Source organism: uncultured Mobiluncus sp., assembly GCF_963511525.1.
Lineage (GTDB): Bacteria > Actinomycetota > Actinomycetes > Actinomycetales > Actinomycetaceae > Mobiluncus.
The window spans coordinates 68,895-93,211 of the sequence record NZ_CAUPIY010000007.1; the positions used below are offsets into that span (position 1 = coordinate 68,895).

The 24,317-nt window shown below is 58.1% G+C and carries 18 protein-coding genes; 8 read left to right on the plus strand and 10 right to left on the minus strand.

Annotated elements, in window-relative coordinates; translation table 11 throughout:
• The 3 genes from RQ935_RS06540 to hrcA all read right to left on the minus strand — a co-directional run bounded on the left by RQ935_RS06540 (position 1) and on the right by hrcA (position 3,128).
• Complete coding sequence (locus RQ935_RS06540; protein ID WP_311497685.1) at positions 1–903, minus strand: 16S rRNA (uracil(1498)-N(3))-methyltransferase; 903 nt, start codon at positions 901–903, stop codon at positions 1–3.
• The gene (gene dnaJ, locus RQ935_RS06545) at positions 900–2,021 is read right to left on the minus strand and encodes a molecular chaperone DnaJ (RefSeq protein ID WP_311497686.1); all 1,122 of its coding nucleotides are present in this window, start codon (positions 2,019–2,021) and stop codon (positions 900–902) included. Before dnaJ ends, RQ935_RS06540 begins: the two co-directional genes overlap by 4 nt.
• A gap of 69 nt (positions 2,022–2,090) precedes the next feature.
• Positions 2,091–3,128, minus strand: coding sequence for a heat-inducible transcriptional repressor HrcA (gene hrcA, locus RQ935_RS06550; RefSeq protein ID WP_311497687.1), 1,038 nt, complete (start codon positions 3,126–3,128; stop codon positions 2,091–2,093).
• A 195-nt stretch (positions 3,129–3,323) separates the two neighbouring features.
• Between hrcA and RQ935_RS06555 the strand changes: the two genes are divergently transcribed.
• Together RQ935_RS06555 and RQ935_RS06560 are read left to right on the plus strand one after the other, a co-directional pair.
• On the plus strand, positions 3,324–4,211 hold the full coding sequence (locus tag RQ935_RS06555; protein ID WP_311497688.1) for a hypothetical protein: 888 nt from the start codon (positions 3,324–3,326) through the stop codon (positions 4,209–4,211).
• Positions 4,208–5,359 (plus strand): hypothetical protein, encoded by a 1,152-nt coding sequence (locus RQ935_RS06560; protein WP_311497689.1) that lies wholly within the window; start codon positions 4,208–4,210, stop codon positions 5,357–5,359. Before RQ935_RS06555 ends, RQ935_RS06560 begins: the two co-directional genes overlap by 4 nt.
• Positions 5,360–5,494: 135 nt before the next feature.
• On the opposite strand, the gene RQ935_RS06565 is transcribed toward RQ935_RS06560, so the two are convergent.
• The 6 genes from RQ935_RS06565 to lepA form a co-directional block, all read right to left on the minus strand.
• Complete coding sequence (locus RQ935_RS06565) at positions 5,495–10,063, minus strand: cell wall-binding repeat-containing protein (protein WP_311497690.1); 4,569 nt, start codon at positions 10,061–10,063, stop codon at positions 5,495–5,497.
• 382 nt (positions 10,064–10,445) lie between these two features.
• Complete coding sequence (locus tag RQ935_RS06570) at positions 10,446–10,706, minus strand: Txe/YoeB family addiction module toxin (protein WP_311497691.1); 261 nt, start codon at positions 10,704–10,706, stop codon at positions 10,446–10,448.
• A gap of 1 nt (position 10,707) precedes the next feature.
• Positions 10,708–10,965 (minus strand): type II toxin-antitoxin system RelB/DinJ family antitoxin, encoded by a 258-nt coding sequence (locus RQ935_RS06575; RefSeq protein WP_311497692.1) that lies wholly within the window; start codon positions 10,963–10,965, stop codon positions 10,708–10,710.
• Between the two features lie 385 nt (positions 10,966–11,350).
• The gene (hemW, locus tag RQ935_RS06580) at positions 11,351–12,775 is read right to left on the minus strand and encodes a radical SAM family heme chaperone HemW (RefSeq protein ID WP_311497693.1); all 1,425 of its coding nucleotides are present in this window, start codon (positions 12,773–12,775) and stop codon (positions 11,351–11,353) included.
• Positions 12,775–13,722 carry a tRNA (guanosine(46)-N7)-methyltransferase TrmB gene (gene trmB, locus RQ935_RS06585; RefSeq protein ID WP_311497694.1) on the minus strand — a complete coding sequence of 316 codons (948 nt, stop codon included), beginning with the start codon at positions 13,720–13,722 and terminating at the stop codon, positions 12,775–12,777. The genes hemW and trmB overlap by 1 nt, the downstream gene beginning before the upstream one ends.
• Positions 13,722–15,572 (minus strand): translation elongation factor 4, encoded by a 1,851-nt coding sequence (lepA, locus tag RQ935_RS06590; protein WP_311497695.1) that lies wholly within the window; start codon positions 15,570–15,572, stop codon positions 13,722–13,724. Before lepA ends, trmB begins: the two co-directional genes overlap by 1 nt.
• 429 nt (positions 15,573–16,001) lie before the next feature.
• Here lepA and RQ935_RS06595 point away from each other — a divergent pair, with 429 nt between their 5' ends.
• The 6 genes from RQ935_RS06595 to RQ935_RS06620 all read left to right on the plus strand — a co-directional run bounded on the left by RQ935_RS06595 (position 16,002) and on the right by RQ935_RS06620 (position 22,767).
• Positions 16,002–16,484: a hypothetical protein gene (locus RQ935_RS06595; protein WP_311497696.1), complete on the plus strand. Its 483-nt coding sequence runs from the start codon at positions 16,002–16,004 to the stop codon at positions 16,482–16,484.
• A gap of 203 nt (positions 16,485–16,687) precedes the next feature.
• Positions 16,688–16,951: a 30S ribosomal protein S20 gene (rpsT, locus tag RQ935_RS06600; protein WP_295027654.1), complete on the plus strand. Its 264-nt coding sequence runs from the start codon at positions 16,688–16,690 to the stop codon at positions 16,949–16,951.
• A gap of 143 nt (positions 16,952–17,094) precedes the next feature.
• Complete coding sequence (locus tag RQ935_RS06605; RefSeq protein ID WP_311497697.1) at positions 17,095–20,016, plus strand: class I tRNA ligase family protein; 2,922 nt, start codon at positions 17,095–17,097, stop codon at positions 20,014–20,016.
• Positions 20,017–20,105: 89 nt separating this feature from the next.
• A complete protein-coding gene (locus RQ935_RS06610) occupies positions 20,106–21,044 on the plus strand; it encodes a metal ABC transporter substrate-binding protein (RefSeq protein ID WP_311497698.1) in 939 nt (312 codons plus the stop codon).
• A complete protein-coding gene (locus tag RQ935_RS06615) occupies positions 21,041–21,847 on the plus strand; it encodes a metal ABC transporter ATP-binding protein (protein ID WP_311497699.1) in 807 nt (268 codons plus the stop codon). The genes RQ935_RS06610 and RQ935_RS06615 overlap by 4 nt, the downstream gene beginning before the upstream one ends.
• A complete protein-coding gene (locus RQ935_RS06620; protein ID WP_311497700.1) occupies positions 21,844–22,767 on the plus strand; it encodes a metal ABC transporter permease in 924 nt (307 codons plus the stop codon). Before RQ935_RS06615 ends, RQ935_RS06620 begins: the two co-directional genes overlap by 4 nt.
• Here the strand turns inward: RQ935_RS06620 and RQ935_RS06625 are convergent.
• Complete coding sequence (locus tag RQ935_RS06625) at positions 22,749–24,224, minus strand: hypothetical protein (RefSeq protein WP_311497701.1); 1,476 nt, start codon at positions 24,222–24,224, stop codon at positions 22,749–22,751. The two genes, RQ935_RS06620 and RQ935_RS06625, sit on opposite strands and share 19 nt — an antisense overlap.
• Positions 24,225–24,317: the final 93 nt, after the last annotated feature.

A 24,317-nucleotide genomic window follows, 5' to 3' on the forward strand; every position in this document is an offset into this window, starting at 1 on the left:
TCACCTACTCTCCACAGGCGTTGCCCGCCAAGAGCCCAGTTGGGATTGAATGACGGCCAGGGCGGCGGGACCGGCGGAGGAACAGCGCAACACAGTCGGTCCCAGCAGTGCCGGGCGCGCCCCGGCCTCTACGAAAGCCGCCAGCTCGGGAACCGTGATACCGCCCTCCGGTCCCACAATGACCACGATATCCTCCGGAGTTTGCCCCGGCTGCGCCAGGGGAACCAGCAGATCCGCCAGATGTTCCTCGGCGACCTCGTGCAGGACGAAAACTACCGCCCCACCCTTCACCAGCGCCTCTACCTCAGAGAAAACCGTTTTCACGACCGGCCGGGCCCACCGCGCTTCTGACCCGTGCTGTCCCGAGGAAATATCTACGCCGCTTTCCAGATACTCTGACACTTCCGCCAGCCGAGCCTGACGCGACTGTTTCATCGCGGAAACCACCAGGTTGCGCCACTTTTCCCGGCCTTTGGCACGCTTGGGCACGGTATCCCAGCGCGACACCGAGCGCGTGGCCCCCCAGGGGATCACCCGCCACACCCCCATTTCAGCCGCGGATTCCAGCGCCTGCATATCGCGCTTTTCTTTGGCTAACGCCTGAATCAGGGTGATACGCAAGGTCGGTTCCGGGTCCCACACCGCATCCTCAATGAGTCGCAACCGCAACCCCGAGTTCCCTGACGCGACGACTTCCGCTCCGGCGCGCCGACCCAACCCGTCGACCACATCAACAACCTCACCCAACCGCAGCCGCTTGACCGTGGCATGATGAGCCTCCGCACCGATTATGGAAACTTCCTCGCCCTCGCGATAGCCGTCTAAACCCGTAAAGTTCGCGGCTAGAGACCCGCCCGTTTCCCCCGCGGTTTCACCGGAAAACCAAAACGCTTGCCGGGTCATTGCCGACCCTTACGGTGCGCCCCGCCAGTATTGCCAGAGGAACTGTCGGTGGGAGCCGGGGACTCCTCGCCACGCAGTCGCGCCAGTTCGCTGAGCAGCTCGCGCTGACGGCGATCCAGGCCGGTGGGAACCTCAATATTCAGGTGAACATACAGGTCGCCGCGCCCCTGGCGATGCAGTCGACCGACCCCCAGACCCTTCATAATGATGACGGACTCGGGCTGGGATCCGGCTTCGACGTTGATTTTCTTAGTTCCGTCGAGGGTTTCCAGGGAAAACTCCATCCCCAGCGCCGCCGCGGTCATGGGAATTCGCAAGGAAGTGTGCAGGTCATCGCCGCGCCGCTGCAGGACTTCGTGGGGTAGCTCGTGAATCTCAACGTACAAGTCGCCCGCCGCGCCCCCGGCAGGTCCGGCCTCACCCTCGCCGGACAGGCGAATTCGGGTCCCGTTTTCCACCCCGGTGGGGATTTCCACCTTGATGTTGCGGGTGGCGCGCACCCGGCCTTCCCCAGAGCAATCCGCACAAGGACGTTCGATGATGGTGCCGTGGCCCTTGCAGGTCCCACACGGGGCGGTCGTCATGACTTGGCCCAGGAAAGACCGCGCCATGCGTTGTACGGAACCGGTCCCGCCGCAGGTAGAACAGGTTTTCGGGCGGGTCCCCACCGCGCAGCAGCTGCCTTTGCAGGTCTTGCATTTCACGAAGGTGTTAATCTTAATTTCCCGCTCGGTGCCGAACGTGACGTCTTTCAGTTCCACGTCAATGGTGGTCAGGATGTCTTGGCCGCGTCCTCCACGCGGAGTGGGGCCGCTGGTCGATGAAGCAGCATTAAAGAACTCGTTGAGGATGTCGGCAAATCCAAATCCGGCAGCGTTCGCCCCGTTGAATCCGCTGAATCCGCCCGCACCGAACCCGGAACCGCCCAGGTCATATTGCTGGCGTTTCTCGGGGTTGCCCAACACATCGTAGGCGGCACTGACTTCTTTGAATTCTTCCTCGTGTTCAGGGCCAGCCACGTCAGGGTGCAGTTTGCGCGCCAACTTGCGGTAGGCGTTCTTAATTTCGTCCTGCGTGGCGTTACGGCTCACACCGAGGGTTTCATAGTAGTCGCTCAAAGTTTTTCTTTCCTATTTGTCTCATTTGTCTGGCCGAGTCCCCGGTCATTGCCCCGGGCGGCTCTGGTTTTACTGGCTTAAGATTCGTGACAGGTACCTCGCCACCGCCCGCACCGAACTCATAGAGCCGGGATAGTCCATGCGAGTTGGCCCGATAACCCCCACATGAGCCTGACCGGCACCGGCCGGAGCGTAGCTGGAGGACACGATGGCGGTTTCTTTCAACACCTCGTGGCCGGATTCCTCACCGATAATCACGTTCACCGGTTCGGCTTCGCGCATCTCACCGAACAGTTTCAGCAGCACGACCTGTTCTTCCAACGCTTCCACCAGGGCGGTCAGGGTTTCATTGAACGCGCCGGAACGTGACAGGTTTGCCATCCCCGCCATCACAATCCGCGTCTCGACCGCGCCTTGTTCCAGAGCCGCGGCGATATTTTGCGCCAAGATGGTGGCGTTTTCACGCAAGGCTTGATTGCCCACGGTAGCCAGCCATTCTTGCAAAGCGGCCTGTTGGGCGGGGGTGTCCGACCGGGAAAACACGGCAGCGAGCGGGGTACCGATGGAGCTGAGGTCTGTCTCGCTGACCTCGTGGGGCAGGTTCACCAGAATCTGGTCTACCCGTCCCGTTTCGGAAATGATGATAGCCAGCACTTTGCAGTCCGGGCCCGCCCCCAAACGCACCAGCTCCAGGTGGCGCAAACCGGACGGGTTGAACGCCGGGAACTCCACTACTGCTGTCTGATGCGTCATCTGCGCCAAGAGACGCACCGTGCGCTCCATCACGTCTTCCAACCCCACCGCGGAGGTAAAGAATTCGGTGATGGCCTTTCTCTCGGGAGCCGAAAGCGGCTTGATAGCCTCTATCTGATTCACGAAGTAGCGGTAGCCCTTGTCGGTGGGGATACGCCCGGCAGAAGTGTGGGGCTGGCGGATTAGGCCTTCTTCCTCCAGCTGGGCCATGTCGTTGCGGATGGTCGCGGCGGAGACCCCCAGCGAGTGCCGCTCTACCAGGGACTTTGAGCCGACTGGTTCTTGAGTTTCGACATAGTCGGAAACGATGGCTCGCAGCACACCCAGACGTCGATCCGCCGCCTTGTCTGCCATCGTTCCTCCTGTTCCTGTCCTTGAGTCCGCACCACGGTTGGCTACCTAACTTGCGTTAGCACTCACAACCTCCGATTGCTAATCTTACCCCGCTTTGGCACAAAACTCCCACCGCACGCCCCCAAAAGCACGCAACCCTCGCGTTTTCACCGCGCTTGTCCACACTTGCCTTCCTTGTCCTTGTAAAATCTAAACATGAGCCCAGATTCTTCGTCTTCCTCACTCCCTAAACCGAGTACGGCCCGTTCCGCGGCAAACCCACAGAACCAGGCGAACGCGACCTCTTCGGCCAGTTCGCCTTCTGCCGGTTCCTCCGAAACCGAGACCCCAGTGCAAAATGTCTGGTTGAACCAAACCGGGCTGGCCATGATGGGTCTGTCGGCGCTGGCTGCGGTTTTAGCCATCATTCACGGAGTGAGCCGCTGGGCTCATGTGGGAAAGGGCGGGTTGTTCCTGGCCGCTCCGGAAACCTGGTTAAACCATCAGAACTCGCCCGCTTTGAAACTCATGTTAGCGGTGGAGCAGTACTCGGCGGTGCTGGCGGTGTGGGTGGCGGCGGCCGCGATTATCGCAGCCTATCTGGCTTGGGGATTGCCTCGCATTGCTTTTACGGGGGTGCAGCCCCGCTTCAGCGTGTTGCTGGAAACACTGGCCACCATACTGTTTGCACTGGTCATCCTGTTTCTCGGCGGTTACGCCTGCTTTGTGTCAGGGGATCAGCCCCTGATGATTGTCGGGATTCCCCTGGCTGTTCAATTTATTCCGATACTGATTTTAGGTATAACTTTTTTGGTCTTGGGCGTTCGTTCGCTAGTTGTCCTGCTCAAAGCGTTTTCCGAAGATTCCGCCAGTTCGCCTTCGCCTCAGCCGGTTACGAGCGCTCGCCCCAGCCAGGCCACACGTACCACCGCGAAACCAAAAACTGCGGTGAAAACCTCTGCGAAAACCGCAGCTAAGGGTGCGGCCCGCGGAGCCCAACCCGCCCCCCAACGCTTGAAAGTCACCCCCGTGAAACCGGGGGCTATCCGGAAACCCGGCACCGGCACCAAAGGCAAGGCGCCGCGGAAAGGAGGCGCCAAATGACCGGAATTACTGCCACCCTGATTGTCATCGTCCTGGCTGCGATCCTGCTGCTGGTGCGGGTCCCCGTCATTTTTGCCCTCGGCCTGCCGGCTCTGGTCGGTAGCCTTTTTGTCGGCGGAGGTCACGGCTCACTGCTTTCGGCCAGTTTGAGCGTGGTCACACCCTTCGCTAACTTCAGCCTTGTGGGTCTGCTCATCTGGGGAGGCGTGGCGGGAACTCTCATCGAGTCGGGGCTGATGGAGAAGTATTTCACCGCCCTGCACCTCGTCTGTGGACGCCAGGCCACCCCGGCTCGGCGCGAGGCTTGGAGCAACTCGATTCAAGGATTACCGATGACTACAGTGGCTCTGCTGGTCACGGCCGGAACTATCGTCTATGCCGACAACCATTTCCTGCTGTTCCAGATGCTGCTGGTGCTGATTCCAATGGCGCTGTTGGCGGGGGGCGCGGCGGTGTTTTCCGCTCCCAAGATTAGCCAGATGACCCTCAAACAGATGCGTTCCACGGACGGGGAATCCTGGAAGACTACTGCCAAAACGACAGCGGAAGTTTCGGAGGACGGCTCCACCCGCCGCTCGTCCTCGCGCTCACAAGCCTGGCGTCAACTCATCTTTCCTATTGCGATGGTTGTGGTGACTTTCCTGCTGCTGCTGATTTCACCGTGGGGAATCGTGGAACTGGGGGCCGTAGTGTGGCTTGCGGTCCTGGTTGCGGCCCTTTTGAGTGCGCCACGTCCACACTGGCTAAAAGACGCGGGGGTGCGAGCGCTGCTCATTGTCGCCTACGTCGCTTCTACCGTGGCCGGAGCCTGGTGGCTAGCCTCGTTCCTGAAAGTCGCCCTGCCAGCTCCCCGGAACTTCCTGGCCGGGGGCGGTCCCTCCATGATGATACTGTTGGCTTTCACCCTGGTCCTGTCCATAGTGGCCGGGGAAATTATCGGTTCCGAAGCCGGGGCGACCCTGGCTGTGGGCGTGACCGCACCGTTCCTGCTGGTGGCTTTTGACGCGGACGCAGCCATGCGGACAGCCTCCGCCATCCTGACTTCCCTGTTGGTGGCCACGGCCATCCTGGGTGGGATTCTGGCCCGTATCCTGCCGCCGCACAGCTCGCCATTTCCGCTCACCCCCTCGCCCCTCACCAATGACTAAACGCTCGGCTATAGCGCGAAACGGTAGGTAATCCCCCACCGAAACCAACCCCCCGACATCCCGGTCTTGTGACCCCCACAAGGGCAAAAGAAATCCGGCCGGATGGTTGCCCACCCGGCCGGATAATCTGTCTCATCAGGAGAATGTCGGATTAGGATACGGCATGCTCGCCGCGGTTGGAGAACCCGTGTTTATCAGGTGCGCCAACTGGCTGATGGAACTCACGCCCATCTTGTTGAACACGTCCTGCATCGAGTTTCCGGACCTCAGCAGGCTCTGGACATAATCCAGAGAGTTGTTTGTCCCGGCACTGGCCGGAGTGCGCGTCCCAGCGGCCGCCCGGCTCGGAGTACTGTAGCGACTCAAAGCGCTTTGAGCCTTCTGGTTCTCCTTCTCTATTTCGGCCAGAGTGTCCCAATCGCCCTTCTTAATGGCTTCGAGTTTCCGTTCTTGCAGCTCGGCCAGTTTCGCCGCCGCAGCCGCCTTCACTTCCTCGCGTTCCTTCAGCGTTCCGGTCACGTTGACGGAATCCGGATTTTCCAGAGCCGCGCCATTGACCAGTTCGGCCACCTTCGCGCTGACTGCTCCCGGACCACCGACCACGATGGTCTTATTCGCGCCGTAGCGCTGCAACGCCTGGTAAGAGGACGGAGGCAGTTCCTCGGTCTTGGTCAGCACCAAAGCCGCATTTTGATCCACGGCCAAAGCACCGCCGGACAAAGCATCCGGGAAGTTCTGACCGGTGACCAGCACCGCCGCGGTGGTTCCCGCCTGAGTACCAGCAGTCAAAGCGGCTGTTTCGTAACGATCCTTGCCCATAATCGGTTTAATATTCACCGACATGGTCGTAGGCCACGGGGTGTTCTGGACGGCGTGCACCGCCGGACCACCAACCGCTGTAATCGTCAACGGGCGGGTCTGACCCAACGCCGAGATATAGCCGAAGGTGTTCGGATCCAAAGTGTTGCCCTTGCTCAACAGCATCAGGGAACCGGTGCGTCCAGCGGCCGCCCCGGCAACCAAAGCATCCGGGAAACCGACACCGTCAGCGATGTACAGGTTCAACGGCTTCCGGGGGGCAGCACCCACCAGCGGTTCAGTCATCTGGTTTACAGACACAGCGGTGCTAAAGCGATCCGGCCCGGCAATGCGGTGTACCGTCATCCCCGCCTCGTTCAGTTCGAACTCGTCGTAGGGGTTCATCGGCACCTGACCGCCAACCAGATAGATGTTCTTCTTGCCAGAAGCCTTCAGCTGATCCAGCAGCGCCGGTTCCAGGCCGGTCTTCCAAGTGGTCAACAGGACCGGGGCGTGCAGAGCCGCGGCCAGCGGGGTGGCGGACAAGCCGTCAGCATGAACGTTGCCGTCCACCAGGACTACCGAGTCGCCGGGGAACTTACCCATCTTCCAAGCGGCAATAGCAGTAAGCACTCGGTCGGAACCATCTGCACGCAGCGTGTTCTTGGACAACGCCCGAGCCAGACGTTCCTTGTCCTGCTCGTCCTTCTTCTTGTCCTTTTCGGATTTGGCCTTCTTGTCCTTGTCCTTCTTTTCTTGTTCAGCCTTCTTCTTGGCTTCTTCAGCGGCCTTCTTCTTATCGGCTTCTGCCTTTTCTAAGGCGGCAGCCTTTTCTTCAGCGGCCTTCTGTTTCGCCAAAGCCTCCTCGTAGGCCTTCTTTTGTTTCTCGGTCATACCCCAAGTCGGGTCGGGATCTTTATCCTTCGGCACGTTGCCATCCACCACAGCTTGACCGTAGTTATTAATCTTGTCCAGCGCATTCGTGGCATCTTCCAAGGAACGCAGAATGTCGGTCAAGTTAGCGTAAGCGTTGCTGGCCTTCTTTAACAGGGATTCCATCTTGGCGGCGGTATTTGCGTCAGCCAAGTCATTTTGCACTTCAGCCAGGTTAGCCAAATCGGATTCGGCACCCCCGTAGGACAGCTTGGCGTCGTTGTACTTCTTGACAGCCTCTTTGTAGCCCTTCTTGTCCATTTGGATTTTAACTTCCTGAGGCAGGGACGCATAGAGCTTTTCCAATTCGTTCCACGACTCTTGCATCTTGCCATGCTGGCTACGAATCTTGGTTCCCAGGTCAGTCTGTTTCTTCAGGATATCGATGATTTCCTGCTGCATCTGCTGTTTGTCGGCATCGTTCAGGCTTTCGCCTTTCTGCAGCATTTCTGTCATGCGCTTCATATTCCAGATTTGGTAACGCGACTCCAGCATGATGGGGACGGCTTTATTCAGGGAATCTTTGATTCCCGCCAAATCACGTTCCATCTTTGCATCAGCGGCACCGGGTTTAAGGTAGGAGTCCTTCGGATCTATCTTGAGGATTTCCTCCTCTGCAGCGCTCAGCTTGTTCTCCGGCACTCTAGCCTTGGGATAGCCTGGCGCATCGCAAATCATCTGGGTAGGTTGGGTGGGATTGGGGTGACAATGTGTGGCATTCTCAGCGTCTATCTTAGCGTTGGTGATTTTGGCCTGTTCATATTCATACAGCTTTTTCTTGGCCTGCAGGTATTTATCCAGGGCGTCAGCGAACGCTTTCTGCTTCGCAGTGTCCTCACCAATCCACTTGTCCTGAGCAGCTTTGACCATGCTGGCCGTATTTGCCAGGCCATTCTTGGTAGCATTCTCAGCATCCAAAATCACCGGATCGAGACCTTTGACAATCTGGTCTTCCAGGTCTTTCAACACTTCCCAAGCCGAAGTTTTTGCGTCAGCTTCTTGCTGAGCTACCTTCGTGGCAGCCTGCGCATCTTCGTACTCTTTCTTGGCCTGTTGATCAGCAATATCAACATTGAACAGCTGACGTTTCTTTTCTTCCAGTTTTTTAGCCTTATCTAGGTTCTGGTCGGCCAAGTTCTTTTCCTGCTCAGCTTGCTTGACACGCTGGGTAATCTTGTCCTTTTCGGCCTGGTATGCCGCCCGGTCAGCCACGGAACGCTTGAACAGCATCGACATATCCAGGGTATTAACCCCTTCTGTTGACTGGCAGTATTGTGACCATGTGATTGGGTCAGTGGCCATATTCGGGAAATACAGGGGATCATCTACAGTCGTAAGGCCATAAACCGGAGCGTGCATGGGGTCAGTGACTGGCGGATCGATTTTGTAAACCCAAGCTGGGTCATTACCCACCGCCTCATTGTAGCTTTTGACCAAATTAGCCGCGTCAGTCGCTGCTTCAGCCGAACGTTTGTCCAGTTTATCCAGAATAGGAGTTCTCTTTGTGGTGGAGTTAAATTCGGTGTCTGCTTTCTTCTTAGCATTTTGGGCGGCTTTGTAGTCTTTTTCTGCTGCCTCATAAGCCTCTTTAAGAGGCTTAAAATTAGACTCTGCCCTACCCCAAGCAGCTTTCTCTGTCTTGAAAGTGTCTTCCGCCTGCTTCCACGCAGTCCGAGCCGCACTATAGTCGGCCAACGCGGCCTGCTTTGCAGTTTCGTCGATTTTGCCATCGTCAAAGTCTTTCTGAGCTTTAGCCCAGTCTTCCTCAGCTTTTTGCCAAACTAACGCAGCTGCGTCATGTGTTGCTTTGGCTGCCTCATACTTCGTCTTGGCCGTGTCATAAGTTGGCTTCTCTTTGTCGTACTTTGCTTTGGCACCATCGGGCGCTAAATACTTGTCTTCTGCCTTTTTAAAGTCGGCTATAGCTGCGTCGTGAACAGCGGTCTCTACATCGTTGGCCGGAGCGGAGCACAGCATATCCCGCAAGTTTTTGTATTGAGTCGCCAGAGCCGCCTCGGTTTCAGCGTCCTTGGCATTGACCAAAACAGGCGGGGTGTGGTCGCGGAAAATCTGGTCCGCAATACTCGGTTCACCGGCATCCAGGAACACCGCGTCGCCCGCAGCATCGTAGCCCACCAGGATACCCCGGAGCTTGCCATCCCCCGTCAGCACAGGCGTACCGAGTTCCTTATTGACTTCTTTTGCCGGACGCCATCCCGCTATGGCAAAAGCCGGAACCACCCCGTTTTTGTCGTTAATTCCTGGCATATCCAGTTTAGGGACGGTTTTATTTTGATCCAGGAAGGTCTGCCATGACTGGGGAGAACTGTAGTAACCGGCACCGCCGCCACGGTAGTAGGCGATACGCAAATCAGAACTGGTGATGTTCTTGGTGAACGAACCCGGATGAGGCACAAAGTCGGTCGATTCCCAACCCACCATATTCAAGCCATCGCCATCCTTGGCCATGCCCTCAGCTTTCGTCACCGGAGTGATTCCCTCTACCGGACGATCCAGCTGTACCACTGCCAAGCCCAGAGTGGTGGGGTTGAACGGTTCCACACGCACGGAGAAATACACGCGCTTATCCGCATTCGTATTGCTCACTGCATCCTTACCGAAGGTGATGCGCGCGGTCTGTTGAGCTAGTGCCTCCATAGTCGAGTTTCCGCGGTTGAAAATATCGTTGTACGGGTCATTCGCGAACGAGAAACAGTCGTTCGAGGTCAGCACTTCGTCGGGCTTCGTCAACACGCCTGCACAGCTCCGATACGCCAGGGTGGAAGCTCCTGGGACAGGGACTTGCAATAAGGCCACCGCCTGACCATTTTGACCCAAATCCTGGGTTTGAAAGTTCCCCCCGCTAATAGCGTTGGCAGGGGCGACACCCGTAAAAGCTAAACCAGCCGCAAACAGACCCACAATGCCCGCGCGGCGCATCTTCTTCACTACAACGTGGCTGTATGTCTCCACTTTATCCTCCTCGAATACCATCCATGGATTCGCGCACTGCCCCTTCCGGACGGGGTCAGCACAGTGTTCCGAACACTCAAATAATTTGTTCGGCTACACACGTCCAATTCTGAGCCTTTTGGCTTCATTTCAGCGAAAACTCGCATACATTCCAGTGATTTTCCATAATTGCAGGTCAGCGCCTCAAAGCGCTGGTCGCAGGGCCACAAACGGGCAAATCTGGTTTTTGCTTTACCAAACCTTGACCGCCATGTCCGAACAAATCCTGCCCGCAGCCCCGCTCTCCACCGCGCGGGGCTTAGTTTCGCAGGGCCGCAAGCGGAACGACCATAACCCCGTCCGCCCGAGTGCACGTGACATTTCCAATCCCCACCCGAAGACTCTAGTCATGGTAGTGTCCTCGGCACTGCAGAATCTCTAAAGTATCCCCTCTAAGACGATAGACTAGCCGGTTTTCTTCATCTATACGCCGACTAAAACACCCCGACAACTCCCCCTTGAGCGGCTCGGATTTGCCCAATCCAGAACGTGGATCCCGCTGAGTATCCTTCACCAGCTTATTGATTCGGCGTAATGTCTTCCTGTCTTGTGTTTGCCAATACAGGTAATCTTCCCAAGCCCCTTCAAACCAAACGAGACGCACTTCACTCCTCAATCAAGTTGTGTTCCACGCCTTCACCGGCATCCAGCGCAGACTTTGCATCGCGCAAATTACGCAGGTTCGACTCGCTATAAAACGGATCGGGACGTGAAACCTCAAACGGGATGCGATTTTCCCCGGTCGCTTTCTTTGCGAAAATCGTAAATGCAGTGGTCATGTTCATTCCCAGATCGCGGCAAAGTTCTTCCATCGCCGCTTTCAACTCCGCGTCCATCCGAATCGTCACATTTGCTGTAGCCATTGCACTCACCTCGCACACTATTATACAACTAATGCACTACTAATTCACTCATGAATTTGTGCCAAGTCTCACCACCACGCGGGGCTTAGTTTCGCAGGGCCGCAAGCGGAACGACCATCACCCCATCCGCCCGAGTGCACGTGACCTCGCCATACAGAGTTTTTCGCTAGTTTTATCCAGAGTTTTTCGCCGGACGCGGCGAGGATGTTCGGGCGGACGCGCCCTGCCAGACACTATAAGACCACGTCAACCGGCCTTTGGCGCCCCTTTGCGCCTGGTGCTTAACCCGAACTTCCCACTTAACATAACACTTGGGGAAGTTAAGTGGGAAGTAAGTGGGAAGTTCGGCTGCGGTGTGTCGCGGACGTTCGCAGACTGGACCCCTCTATGACACCCCCGCCAGGCGTTGAATGACCGTGTCGGCCAGCAGGCGGCCACTTCGGGTCAGCACCGCCCGACCCGCGCCGCTGGTCAGAGCATCGAGGGCCGACCCGTCCTGGTACAAAAGCTCGTCCCCCCGCGGCAGCCCGTCCGCCTGCGGCAGCCCGTCCCCTCGCGAAAGCTGTCCGACCGGCAGCGAACCGCCCTTTTGCACCAAATCACAGTCCGGCAGCGAGTCAGCACCGGGCAGCAACGCGCCGTCCAGCAAGCCCTCCTGAGCTAACTCGTGCGCCTCGGAGAGCAACGCCGCCGCGTCAACCCCGAATTCGCGGGCATATTCGCCCAAATCCAGGCCCTGACGCAGGCGCAGATTCAGCAGGAGTTTTTCCAGGCGGGCGCTTTCGCCGGTGATGATTTCCTGGCCGTCAACAGGCCGGTGGCCCGCCCGCAGGGACTGCGCCCACTTCGCGGGATGGCGCAGGTTCCAAAACCGCGCGCTACCCAAGTGAGAGTGGGCGCCGGGCCCGAAACCGTACCAATCTTGGTCACGCCAATAGGCCAGGTTGTGACGGCATTCGTGGCCGGGGCGCGCCCAGTTGGAAATCTCGTACCATTCCAGGCCCGCCGCACTGAGCGTCTCATCAGCCAGCTCGTATTTATCCGCTTGGTCGTCGGGATCCACCGGAGCAATTTCCCCTTGCGCGAGGGCGCGTCCCAGCGCGGTCCCCGGCTCGATGACCAGGGCGTAGCAGGACACGTGGTCCACCCCAAGTTCCAGCGCGGCATCCAGGGAGGCCCGCCAATCAGCCAAGGTCTCTCCCGGCGTGCCATAGATGAGGTCCACGCTGACCTCGAGTCCTTGCGCGCGCGCCGCCCGCACGCCTGCTACCAGGTGCTTTTGCTGGTGCGTCCGGTCCAGAGTCGCTAACACGGCGGGAATGGCCGACTGCATTCCAAAAGACACCCGCGTAAAACCGCCCGCCGCCAGGGATTCCAAATACTGCGGCGTCACCGTGTCGGGGTTTGCCTCGGTCGTGACTTCCACATCGGTCGCCAGCCCGAAAGTTTCGCTCAGGCCACGCAAGACTCGGACCAAATCGGCCGCCGGTAAGACCGTTGGGGTCCCACCGCCGAAGAACACGCTGGTCAGCGCCCGGCCGTCCTGGTGAACAGCACCAGCGTCACCGGGACCAACGCCACCGACACCACCCTCGTGACGACCACCCTTGTGACCCCCGTCCTGGCACACCGCCTCAGCACCGGAACAATCAGGCGCGTACAGGCCGACTTCACGGAGCAACGCCGCGGCGTAGCCCTCCACACCAGGCCCCAGCGACAGATTCGGGTACGTATTGAAATCGCAGTAGCCGCAACGCCGCAGACAGTACGGCACATGCACGTAGGCGCAGAGCGTGCGCGGCGAACTCATCAGGCTTCGTCCGCCCCGTACCACGGCTCGCTGGGCGCAAATCCAGACTCGGCGGGCTTCTCCGTGGCGCTAACCCGCCCCAAACGGACCGTCACCTGGAACGACGCCGCCTGTTCACGTTCTTCCGCTGAGCCGCGCGCCAGGCGCACCACACACAAATCATGCACGTCACGGCCCTCACGAGCCGCCCTGCGCTCGAACGCCGTCAACACCCGACCGTCGAAACGCGGCGCGAAACCGCCGCGCTGGCCTTGTGGATCGTTTGCGTCGGGACGCTGGCCAACGTGCGGATTGGACAACCCGAGGGTGGACTCAACCACGTCACGCTGCTGCCAAGCGTAGTCGTCCCAATCAGTCGCCAGGCGCCACCGCCCCCCGTCTTCCAGCAGCCGGGCGACAATGGCCGCAAACTCTGGTGCCACCAGACGCCGCTTGTGATGGCGAGTTTTCGGCCACGGGTCAGCGAAAAACGTCCACATTTCGTGTACCGTCGCCTCACCGAGCAGAATGGGCAGGGCTTGCAGGACATCGACGTCCGCAACTTTCAGATTGGGCAAGCCGTCGTAGTTGCGCACGGCGGAGGAGACGATTTTCGCCACCCCCGGCAGCCACACTTCAAATCCCAAGTAGTTGTTCTCCGGGTGCAGCGCGGCAGCGTGGGTGATTTGCTCGCCGTTACCGCAGCCGACTTCGACAATGAGCGGAGCCTCGCGGCCAAACACGACACGGGGGTCCAGGCGCTCCCCCTCGGCCACCATGGTCGGCCCCGCCCCGCGTTTCACGTCCAACAGGTAGGCGTCTTTGTACTTTTCAAAGGTCTTTTCCAGAGTTTGGCCCATGCGATCCCCGCGCCGGGCAAAAGTTCTGACCCGCGGGTAAGGCCGCTGGCGGTCAGGGGTTTCGTCGTCCCCGCCGGACTGGGCGTCGGCTCGAATCGTTTTGCCCATTACTTTTTCGGCTCCTCGTTGGATAGCGCGGCGATGAAAGCCTCCTGGGGAACCTCGACCCGCCCGATGGCTTTCATGCGTTTCTTGCCGGCCTTTTGCTTTTCCAACAGTTTGCGTTTCCGGCTGATGTCGCCGCCGTAGCACTTGGCGAGCATGTCTTTGCGCAGCGCCCGGATATTTTCCCGGGCGATGATGCGAGTGCCGATAGCTGCCTGGATAGGCACCTCGAACTGTTGGCGCGGGATGAGTTTGCGCAGTTTCGTCGCCATCGCGGTCCCGTAACTGTAGGCATTGTCCTTGTGAACGATGGCGGAAAACGCGTCAACCTGTTCCCCGTTCAGCAAAATGTCCACTCGCACCAGGTCGGCCGGAGCCATTCCGTCCAGGTGGTAGTCCAGCGAGGCGTAGCCCTTGGTGCGGGACTTCAGCTGATCAAAGAAGTCGTAAACAATCTCGCCCAAGGGCAGAGTGTAGTGCAGTTCCACCCGATCCGAGCTCAAGTACTCCATATTCTTCATGGCGCCGCGCCGATCTTGGCAAAGTTCCATGACCGGACCGACAAAGTCCGAGGGGGTCAGGATGGTCGCCGCCACCACCGGCTCGCGCACCTCCTTGACCTTACCTTCGGGGAACTCAGAAGGGTTCATGACGTGAGTTTCCGTGCCGTCTTCCGCCACCACCACGTATTCCACGTTCGGGGCGGTGGAAATCAGCACCAGGTCGAACTCGCGTTCCAGACGCTCGCGAATAATCTCGAGATGCAGCAAACCCAAGAAACCGCAACGGAAACCCGACCCCAGGGCGGCCGATGATTCCGGCTCAAAAGTCAGGGACGCATCATTGAGTTTCAGCTTGTCCAGCGCGTCACGCAACACCGGGAAATCGGTCCCGTCAATCGGGTACAGTCCCGAAAACACCATCGGCATCGGGTCGCGGTAGCCCGGCAAAGGTTCGCTAGCGCCCTTTTCCGCAGAAGTGACGGTGTCGCCCACGCGAGATTGGCGCACGTCCTTCACCCCGGTAATGAGGTAGCCGACTTCACCCGCCCCGATACCTTTCGTGGGAATCGGATCGGGGCTGATGACGCCCAGTTCCAGCAGTTCGTGGGTGGTGCCGGTGGACATCATGTTGATTTTCTGGCGGGCTGTGAGCGAGCCGTCCATGACGCGCACGTAGGTCACGACCCCACGATACGTGTCATAAACCGAGTCAAAAATGAGTGCGCGGGTCGGGGCGTCGGGTTGTCCGGCGGGGGGCGGCACTTGGGAGACGATTTCGTCCAGCAGGGCCTGCACGCCCTCACCGGTCTTGCCCGAGACTCGCAAGCAGTCCTCGGGCTGGCACCCGATGAGGTTCGCCAGTTCTTCGGCGTGCTTTTCCGGCATCGCGCCGGGCAAGTCAATCTTGTTCAGCACCGGGATAATGGTCAAGTCCCCTTCCAAGGCCAAGTACAGGTTCGCCAGGGTTTGCGCCTCGATGCCTTGGGAAGCGTCCACCAGCAGGACCGCCCCTTCACAAGCCGCCAGGGAACGTGAGACTTCATAGGTAAAGTCCACGTGACCAGGGGTGTCAATCATATTTAGGGCGTAGGCTTTGTCGCCAACCTGCCAGGGCATCCGCACGGCTTGGGATTTGATGGTGATGCCGCGTTCGCGTTCAATGTCCATCCGGTCCAGGTATTGGGCACGCATCTCACGGTCCGAGACGACCCCGGTTAGCTGCAGCATCCGATCCGCCAGCGTCGACTTACCGTGGTCGATGTGGGCGATAATCGAAAAGTTACGTATCAGGGACGGGTCGGTGGCGGCGGGCGCAATCGACTGTAACAGGGCATCACCAGGAATGGGCATGGACTTCCTTATCTTTCTCGCTAGACATTCCATTTTGTCATTTTTCCCCCGTTTGCCCAATCTTTAGCGGGCTGTAAGGGGCTGGATCCCCCGCCGCGAAGTTCACCGGAGGATCTTCGCGTACGAGTTTTGGCAATCGTCCTGGTTATTGCCCGGTGCGGCGTTCCTCCGGTCAGGAATAATTTGGGACTGCTGGACTATTGCGCAGAGACACGGAATCTGTTACCTTGAAACATCTCTAATCTCGCCGCAGAGATTGTTCGCTGACCAGGACGCGTTAGCCACTTCTTAGCTGCAGGTCACCGGGGGTTCCCCGCGCCACGGGAACGCCGGTTTTATCACGCCAGCCAGGATATATCCCGCATCTACACCACTCGTTAACCTATGTCGGGCAGTACACCCGCGAAACTCAAAGTCTAGGGGGAATCCATGTCAAAGCTGTCTTTCAAACCATTTATCGCGATTTTATTAGTCCTTGCTTTGCCGTTTGTTTTGTCGGGGTGTTCCCAGCGCGATTCTGCTCCGAGTGAGGCGGCGGCTCCCAAGCTGTCCATTTCCGACATTAAACAGGAGGTTCAAGAAAGTTGGATGCCTACCCAATTCCTCGCGCAGGCATCATTCCGTTCGGATAAGCACCTGGATTTGAAGCCTGTCAAGGAGGAGTCCTCTTATCGCCAGATTGCTTTTCGGTGTGCACAAGACTCGCCCTCCCCGGTTTCTATTTGGCTTCGGCACGACAGCGAATTACGTCGGCTAGCGGAAATCGGGGCCTGTGATTCAGGTGTGGGGCTCCAAACTGTGGGACTTCCGAACTCGCTGTTTCCTCAGGCAGAACAAGCACTGTTCATCGCGAACGATGACACCCGCATCGCCGCAGTTATTTTTGAAACCAATCAAGAAACGCCCTCGTGAACGTGTCCCGTATCGGTGTGCAGACACCGAAAACCAGCACAAATCATCTAGGTGATGAGCGGCATCACGAACGTGGGACGTAGCCTGAATCCGTTAGCTCATCGTTCTCACAGCCGATTTGCGAATAAGGCGCAAAATGGCGTAGGATATTTCCTTGTGTGTCGCCAAAACCGGCGAAAATCAATACTTTTGAGGGAAGAACATTGGCAAATATTAAGTCTCAGATAAAGCGGATTCGCACCAACGAAAAGGCGCGCCAGCGCAACTTGGCCGTGCGCTCCGAGCTAAAGACACTGGTGCGCAAGACCCGCGAGGCTATCGAGGCCGGGGATAAGGCCGCAGCCGAGGCCAACTTGAAGGTGGCCACCCGTCACCTCGACGTGGCAGCTTCCAAGGGTGTCATCCACAAGAACCAGGCGGCTCAGCGCAAGTCCAAGCTGGCCACCCGCGTTGCTGCCATGCAGTAACCGGTTTCTCTAAGCTGTTTGAAAACGTCCACCTCGGTGGACGTTTTCTTTTTGCCCACAACAGCGCACAAACTAATCGGTTTAAGTCGCGTATATCATCTGGTCTAAACTGGATACGTTGATTGTCGGAAAGAAGAGGAATAATGGCTGAAAATACCCCGGAAACCCCAGACACCCCGCAGTACCGCTACACGGCTGAGATGGCGGGGGACCTGGAAGCAAAATGGCAACGGATTTGGGACGAAACCGGCGCTTTTAACGCGGATAACCCCAGCGGCTCCTTGGCCGGCGACCTGGCAAAACACAAAAAATACTTCATCCTCGATATGTTCCCCTACCCCTCCGGCAAAGGTCTGCACGTGGGACACCCGCTCGGCTATATCGCCACCGACGTAGTCGCCCGCTACCAGCGCGCCCAAGGCAAGAACGTGCTCTACACCATGGGCTACGATGCGTTCGGCCTGCCCGCCGAGCAATATGCCCTGCAAACCGGCCAGCACCCGGCCATCACCACGCATGACAATATCGCCAACATGAGCAAACAGCTGGCACGCATTGGCTTGTCTCACGACCGGCGGCGCTCTTTCGCCACGACCGACCCGGATTATTTCAAGTGGACCCAGTGGATTTTCCTGCAAATTTTCAACTCCTGGTATGACCCCGAAGCTCCGCGCCGCGACGGCTCCGGAAAGGGCGCGGCCCGGCCGATTACCACCCTTGTGAAGCAGTACGAGGACGGCACGCGCCCCACCCCGGACGGACGGGCTTGGGCCGAGCTTTCCACGGTGGAACAGGCGGAACTCATTGACGCCGAGCGCCTAGCTTACGTGGCATACGCGCCGGTGAACTGGGCACCGGGCTTGGGCACGGTGCTGGCTGACGAAGAAGTCACCGCCGAGGGGCGTTCCGAACGCGGCAACTTCCCCGTGTTTAAGACGAAACTGCGCCAGTGGATGATGCGCATCACCCGCTACGCGGACCGGCTGGATGCCGACCTGGCCACGATTGACTGGCCCGACAAGGTCCGCACCATGCAGCACAACTGGATCGGCAAGTCTTTCGGCGCCACCGTAAACTTCCAGGTCGAGGCCGGTCAAGGGCCGCAGCCGCAAACGCTGCAGGTCTTCACGACCCGGCCCGACACCCTGTTCGGCGCGACTTTCATGGTCATTTCCCCCGAGCACCCGCTGGTGGGCGCCGAGGATTGTGCGGACGCGGAGTTGCGGGTGCCGGATGCTTGGCCGGAGGGGACCCGACCGGAGTGGACCGGCGGATACGCTACCCCGCGCGAAGCGGTGGCGGCCTACCGGGCGCAAGCCAGCGCAAAGAGCGACAGCGAGCGGACTGCGGAAACCGACTTCACCGAAAAGACCGGCGTGTTTACCGGCATTTTTGGGACAAACCCGGTCAATAGTTCCCTGGTGCCGATTTTCGTGGCGGATTACGTTTTGATGGGGTACGGCACCGGCGCGATTATGGCCGTGCCCGCCCACGACGAACGCGATCACGCCTTCGCCAAAAAGTTCAACCTGGACATTATCCAAACTATTTCCGGCCCGGACGGCCTGGATGTGCAAGAGGAACCCTGGACCGGCGACGGCGTCATCGAGAACTCCGCCAACAGTGAAATCAGCCTGAACGGGCTGGACAAGGCCGAGGCTATCGCGAAAATCAGTGACTGGCTGGCGCAAACCGGTCGGGGCGAAAAGACCGTGACCTACCGCCTGCGTGACTGGCTGTTTTCTCGGCAACGCTACTGGGGCGAGCCTTTCCCCGTGGTTTACGGCTCTGACGGGCGGGTTCACGCCCTGCCGGAGGACATGCTCCCCTTGGAGCTACCCGAAGTGTCTGACTTCCGGCCCCGGACTTTTGACCCCGACGACGCCCACTCCACCCCGGAGTCCCCGCTGGGCCGCGCTACGGACTGGATGACCGTCGAACTGGACCTAGGCGAAGGCAAGCAGACCTACACTCGTGACCAAAACACCATGCCGAACTGGGCGGGCTCGTGCTGGTACGAGCTGCGCTACACCGACCCGGACAACTCCACGGCATTTGCGAGCCCCGACAACGAAGCCTACTGGATGGGTCCGCGCCCCGAAGCGGGCAACCTCAGCGGCGGCACGGATTTGTACGTAGGTGGCGTGGAACACGCGGTGCTGCACCTGCTGTACGCACGTTTTTGGCACAAGGTGCTCTACGATTTGGGGTATGTGTCCAGTTCAGAGCCGTTCCATCGCCTGTTCAACCAGGGCATGATTGAGGCCTACGCCTACACGGATTCGCGCGGGCAATACGTCCCGGCTGACGAAGTGGAGGGCAGCGAAGAGGACGGCTTTACCTGGAAGGGCCAGCCCGTCAACCGCGAGTTCGGCAAGATGGGCAAGTCGCTAAAGAACATCGTCACCCCGGATCAGATGTGTGCGGATTACGGCGCGGACACGTTCCGGGTCTACGAGATGTCGATGGGACCGCTGGATATGTCCCGCCCGTGGGACACTCGCGCGGTGGTCGGTTCTCAGCGTTTCCTGCAACGGCTGTGGCGCAATATCGTCGATGAAAACACCGGCGCGCTCACCGTCAGCGACGACGCCCCGGACTTGGCGACCGCAAAAGTGCTGGCTCGCACCATTCACGATGTCACTGTGGAATACGACAATCTGCGCGTGAACACGGCTATCGCCAAGATGATTGTGTTGAACAATCACTTGACCGGGTTGCCCCGGGTGCCGCGTGAGGCCGCAGAAGCGCTGGTCGTGATGGTTGCCCCCATCGCTCCGCACATTGCGGAGGAACTGTGGGAACGTTTGGGTCACCAGGGTGGTATCGCCCGGGCCGCGTTCCCGGTCGTGACCGATGAGTCGCTGTTGGCTGCTGAGGAGGTCACTTGCGTGGTGCAGGTGGCGGGTAAGGTGCGCGCGAAAGTTTCGGTGGACCCCGAGATTTCCGAGGCGGATTTGCAGGCAAAAGTCCTGGCGGAACCGGCCGTGGTGAAGTTGTTGGACGGGCGCGAACCAAAGCGGGTTATCGTACGTGCCCCGAAGCTCGTATCCCTGGTTTTGTAGGATTTGTCAGTACAAAAAAATCGCTAAATTACGGGATTTCAACGGTTTCCGGCTTGCAAAGTTAGGTATACCTAACTTAGGCTATGCCCATGAAGAGAATTAAAAACAAGCAAATTAAAGAAACCTTGACTGTAGCTGCGATTTTGTGCCTGGGAGCCTCTCTCGGTGCGTGCAGCGGGACTCCCAGCGCCAGCTCAGATTCAGCCGCACCAGGCAAACCCCTGGTCCTCACCACATTTACGGTGTTGCAGGACATGGCTCAAAATGTTGCCGGAGACCACCTGGAAGTCCGCTCTATCACCAAACCTGGGGCGGAAATCCACGATTATCAACCCACGCCCTCGGACTTAAAGTCGGCGCAGAAAGCGAAACTGATTTTAAATAACGGGCTGGATTTGGAACGCTGGTTCACGAAGTTTACCACCGACCTGGATGCCAAAAAGGTCAATGTTTCGCAGGGCGTGGAGCCTATTCCGATAACCGAAGGCGACTACAAGGGTAAGCCCAATCCCCACGCTTGGATGAGCCCGAAAAACGGCGCCCTCTACGTGAAAAATATGGCAAAAGCCTTCTGCGATTTAGATGCCCAGAACTGCTCCGAGTACCAGGAAAATGCCGAACAGTATGGCGCCAAGATTGAAAAAGTCGGCGAGGACATCACCTCCACTCTTTCTCATCTCGACGCGTCACAACGCACTTTAGTCAGCTGTGAGGGAGCTTTCTCGTATCTGACTCGGGACTATAACCTAAACGAGAAATTCCTGTGGGGCGTAAATGCAGAAGGAGCCCTCACTCCCTCTCGCGTAGCGGAAGTGGAAGACTACGTGAAGCGAAACCACGTTCCCGCAGTATTCTGCGAGTCCACCGTGGGAGACAAAATGCGACCCGTTGTGGAAGCAACGGGGGCGAAATTTGGTGGGGAATTGTATGTTGATTCCTTGTCAGACGCAGATGGAGACGTTCCGACCTATCTGGATTTGTTGCGCTACGACGCAGATCTGATTACCCAAGGGTTGACTCAGAAATGAGTGATACTCTCGACAACCGCATAGAGCCAGGTGGGGCTGAAGCTGAACCCAGCCCAAATTCAGCCCCACCTATATTAGAAGTCTCAGATTTGCATGTTCGTTACGGGGCTAATGTGGCACTGGAAGGTGCCAGTTTAACCGTGCCGCGCGGTCAAATTTGTGGTCTGGTAGGGATGAACGGATCGGGGAAATCGACGCTGTTCAAAGCCATCACCAACAGCGTTTCGTATCAAAAGGGCAGCATTAAAGTTACCGGAATTGACGCAAACCAAGCCCGGAAACAGCGACTGATTGGTTATGTTGCACAAAACGAGGAAATCGATTGGGACTTCCCGGTTAACGTAAACCAAGTCGTCATGATGGGGCGGTATGGATTTATGGGACCGACCCGTCGTCCCAAATCTGCAGACTTGGCGGCGGTGCAAGCTGCGTTAGAAATGGTGGAATTGCAAGATTTGCAACAGCGCCAAATTGGGGCGTTGAGCGGCGGTCAAAAGAAAAGGGTGTTTATCGCGCGCGCAATTGCCCAAGGCGCACCGCTCCTGCTCCTCGATGAACCGTTTGCCGGTGTAGACAAATATTCCGAAACCAATATCGTTGATTTGCTGCGAAAGATCTCTGCAAAAGGGACCACTGTAGTGGTTTCAACCCACGATTTGGCTTCTTTGGAAAAGCTCTGCGATGAGGTGGTTTTGTTATATCGCCGTGTGGTTTATCAAGGCAATCCTGCTGGAGCCTTGGACCCGCAGAATCTCGCGAAAGCGTTTGGATTAAATCCCACCACGTCAGGAGGTGGACAGTGAATTTTTATGAAATCTTAATCGAAATGTGGACACAGCAGTTTATGCTCCGCGGCATCATCGTCACCGGAGTCGCGGCAGCTGTTTGCGCCGTGTTGTCCTGCTGGCTGGTCCTGATTGGCTGGTCACTGTTAGGTGACGCCCTGTCCCACGCAATTCTTCCCGGAATCGTCGTGTCCTACCTGTTGGGAACACCTTTTGCAATAGGTGCTCTCGTGGCAGCTTTGCTGGTGGTGGGATTGATTGGCGCTGTGCGGGGACGCGGACGGGTCAAGGAAGACACAGCTATTGGGGTGGTATTCACAACTATGTTTGCCTCCGGCCTGGTCTTAATCAGCCTGTTCCCCAGTCATATTGATTTGCACCATATTTTGTTTGGCGACATGCTCGGTATTACCAGAGCTGATATGTGGCAGGTCTTGATATTGAGTCCACTCGCTCTGGTGCTGTTGTTATACAAAAAGCGGGATTTGGTGCTGTACGCCTTCGACAAGACTCATGCCCACACTATCGGCATCTCTACAAGCTGGTTGGCAACTCTGCTGCTGGTAGCTCTCTCTTTGACGGTCGTGGTGGCGATGCAGGCAGTGGGCGCAATCCTCATCGTGGCACTGGTGATTACCCCTGGCGCAACTGCCCGACTGCTCACAAACCGGTTCAACGCTATGTTATGGATAGCTCCTTTGCTTTCCGTATCCTGCGTCGTGCTGGGGGCCTATATTTCCTACTGGTTCGACACGGCTTCAGGAGCCACAGTCGTGCTGCTTGAGGGAGTATTGTTCCTGATTGTTTGGCTGGTTGATTTGCTTCGGCAACAGCGGTTACAGCGCTATCATGGCGCGCAGACTGCCGCCCCCAGCCCTGACCCGGAACCGCAAAACAGGTTGCTTCTTGAGACAACCCCCTACGGCAAAGTGAGGTAACGCAATACTGCCTTGGCGCTACCCTTGTTGAGGTCACCCAGCTGCGCCAACTGACCCAATCCAGACCCGAAAACAAACGTATCGCCGGTGGTGGCGGCATCTTTCAAGGGCGGGGCGATGCCTTCCCACAGGAACTTGCCGTCAACGACCCCGTAGCTCAGCAGCCCGCCGTTACCCTCGGTGAACACGGCTTTTGACCCGTCAGAAGCCAGCGGGGTCCCCGGAGCCTTCAGATTGATGGTGACGCCGTCCCCAGTGGTCCAGGTTTTGGCCGCGCAGCCTGGCCAGGACGCGCAAGTATCGCTGCCATCCGCCAAGAAATACGTCCGGTTGGGCATCAGCACGGGAACTTTCCCAGATTTTAAGACTGCCATAGCACTGTCAGTGTCCAGCCGCAGCCCGGCGCGCAGTTGGTCGTGCAGGGCTTGAGCGGCTACAGAGGGGCACTTGCCCTCACCCACTACACCACCGTCAGAACCGTGAATTTGCCAATGCACCTCAGCGGCGCTTTGCGGGTCAGCGGAAGCGAAAAAACCGGCTTCCAGCATGGAAATCTGGGGGGCAGACCCCAGTTTCGAGGTGTCGAGAGAACCGATTTTCATGTTGATAATTTGAGAATAGCTCCAGGTATTTTGCCGGTTAGACCCGTCTTGATTGGAAGTCGTCACTCCCAGCAAGGTCACTGACCCCCGAGTTTGCACCAGCAGAGGTTGGGCGGCCTGGGCGTTTGGCACCATGAGCGGGAACTTGCCTTTCCACGCAAAGTCCGGCGTGACGTACACCGCCTGCACCCCGGCCGAATTGCCTTCCGCAACCGCAATAGGAACCACCAGGAACTGGTCAAAAATCGCCCCTAACACGTGTTCGCCGGTCGCTAAATCCCAAATACCCTGCGGCAAGTCCCCCACCGCAACGTTGCCGCTGGGGTCGATACGCACCACCTTTTTTGCGGCGTCCGATTCGCAGGTAATCGAGCTCTGCCACAGCTGTTTCAGGCAATAGTCCAGGGGCAGGTCATCGTAGGTTTTCGACCATTTCGCGGTGCCGGTCGTTTCGTCAATCAGCGCAATAGCCTGGGTTTGAGCCTTGCCATCAGTGCCTTTCACCAGCACAAGCTGTTCGTTTTCAGCCAGTTTAGCGGTCACGCCGGTAGCGGCGTCCTGGGCCGCCAAAGAGTCTTGGGAATCGGCGTAGTCCCACACCTGTACCGTGCGCGGATCCTTCATTTTCGCGGGCATGGCCAGGGTCCAGGCTTCTTTCAACGGGGCGACGGTGGTGATTTTCTTCACTTCCGCGTTGCTGCGAATCCGGGCGGTATCACCAAGCCACTGTGTCGTGGCAGTCACCAACACCACCACCGCCAGGGCCAAAATGACCGCGCCGATGATGCGTTCGACCAAGCGGGGCTGGCGCACCGCGGCCGCAGAATCGCTTAAATCCGGTTTCTGTTTTTTCACTGCTTCAGTTTATCCCGGCTATAGCAACGAAAAACTGCCTTTCGAAAAGTTTTCCACAGGGGCGGGTAATTCCGGGTTTTCCACAGGTAAAAC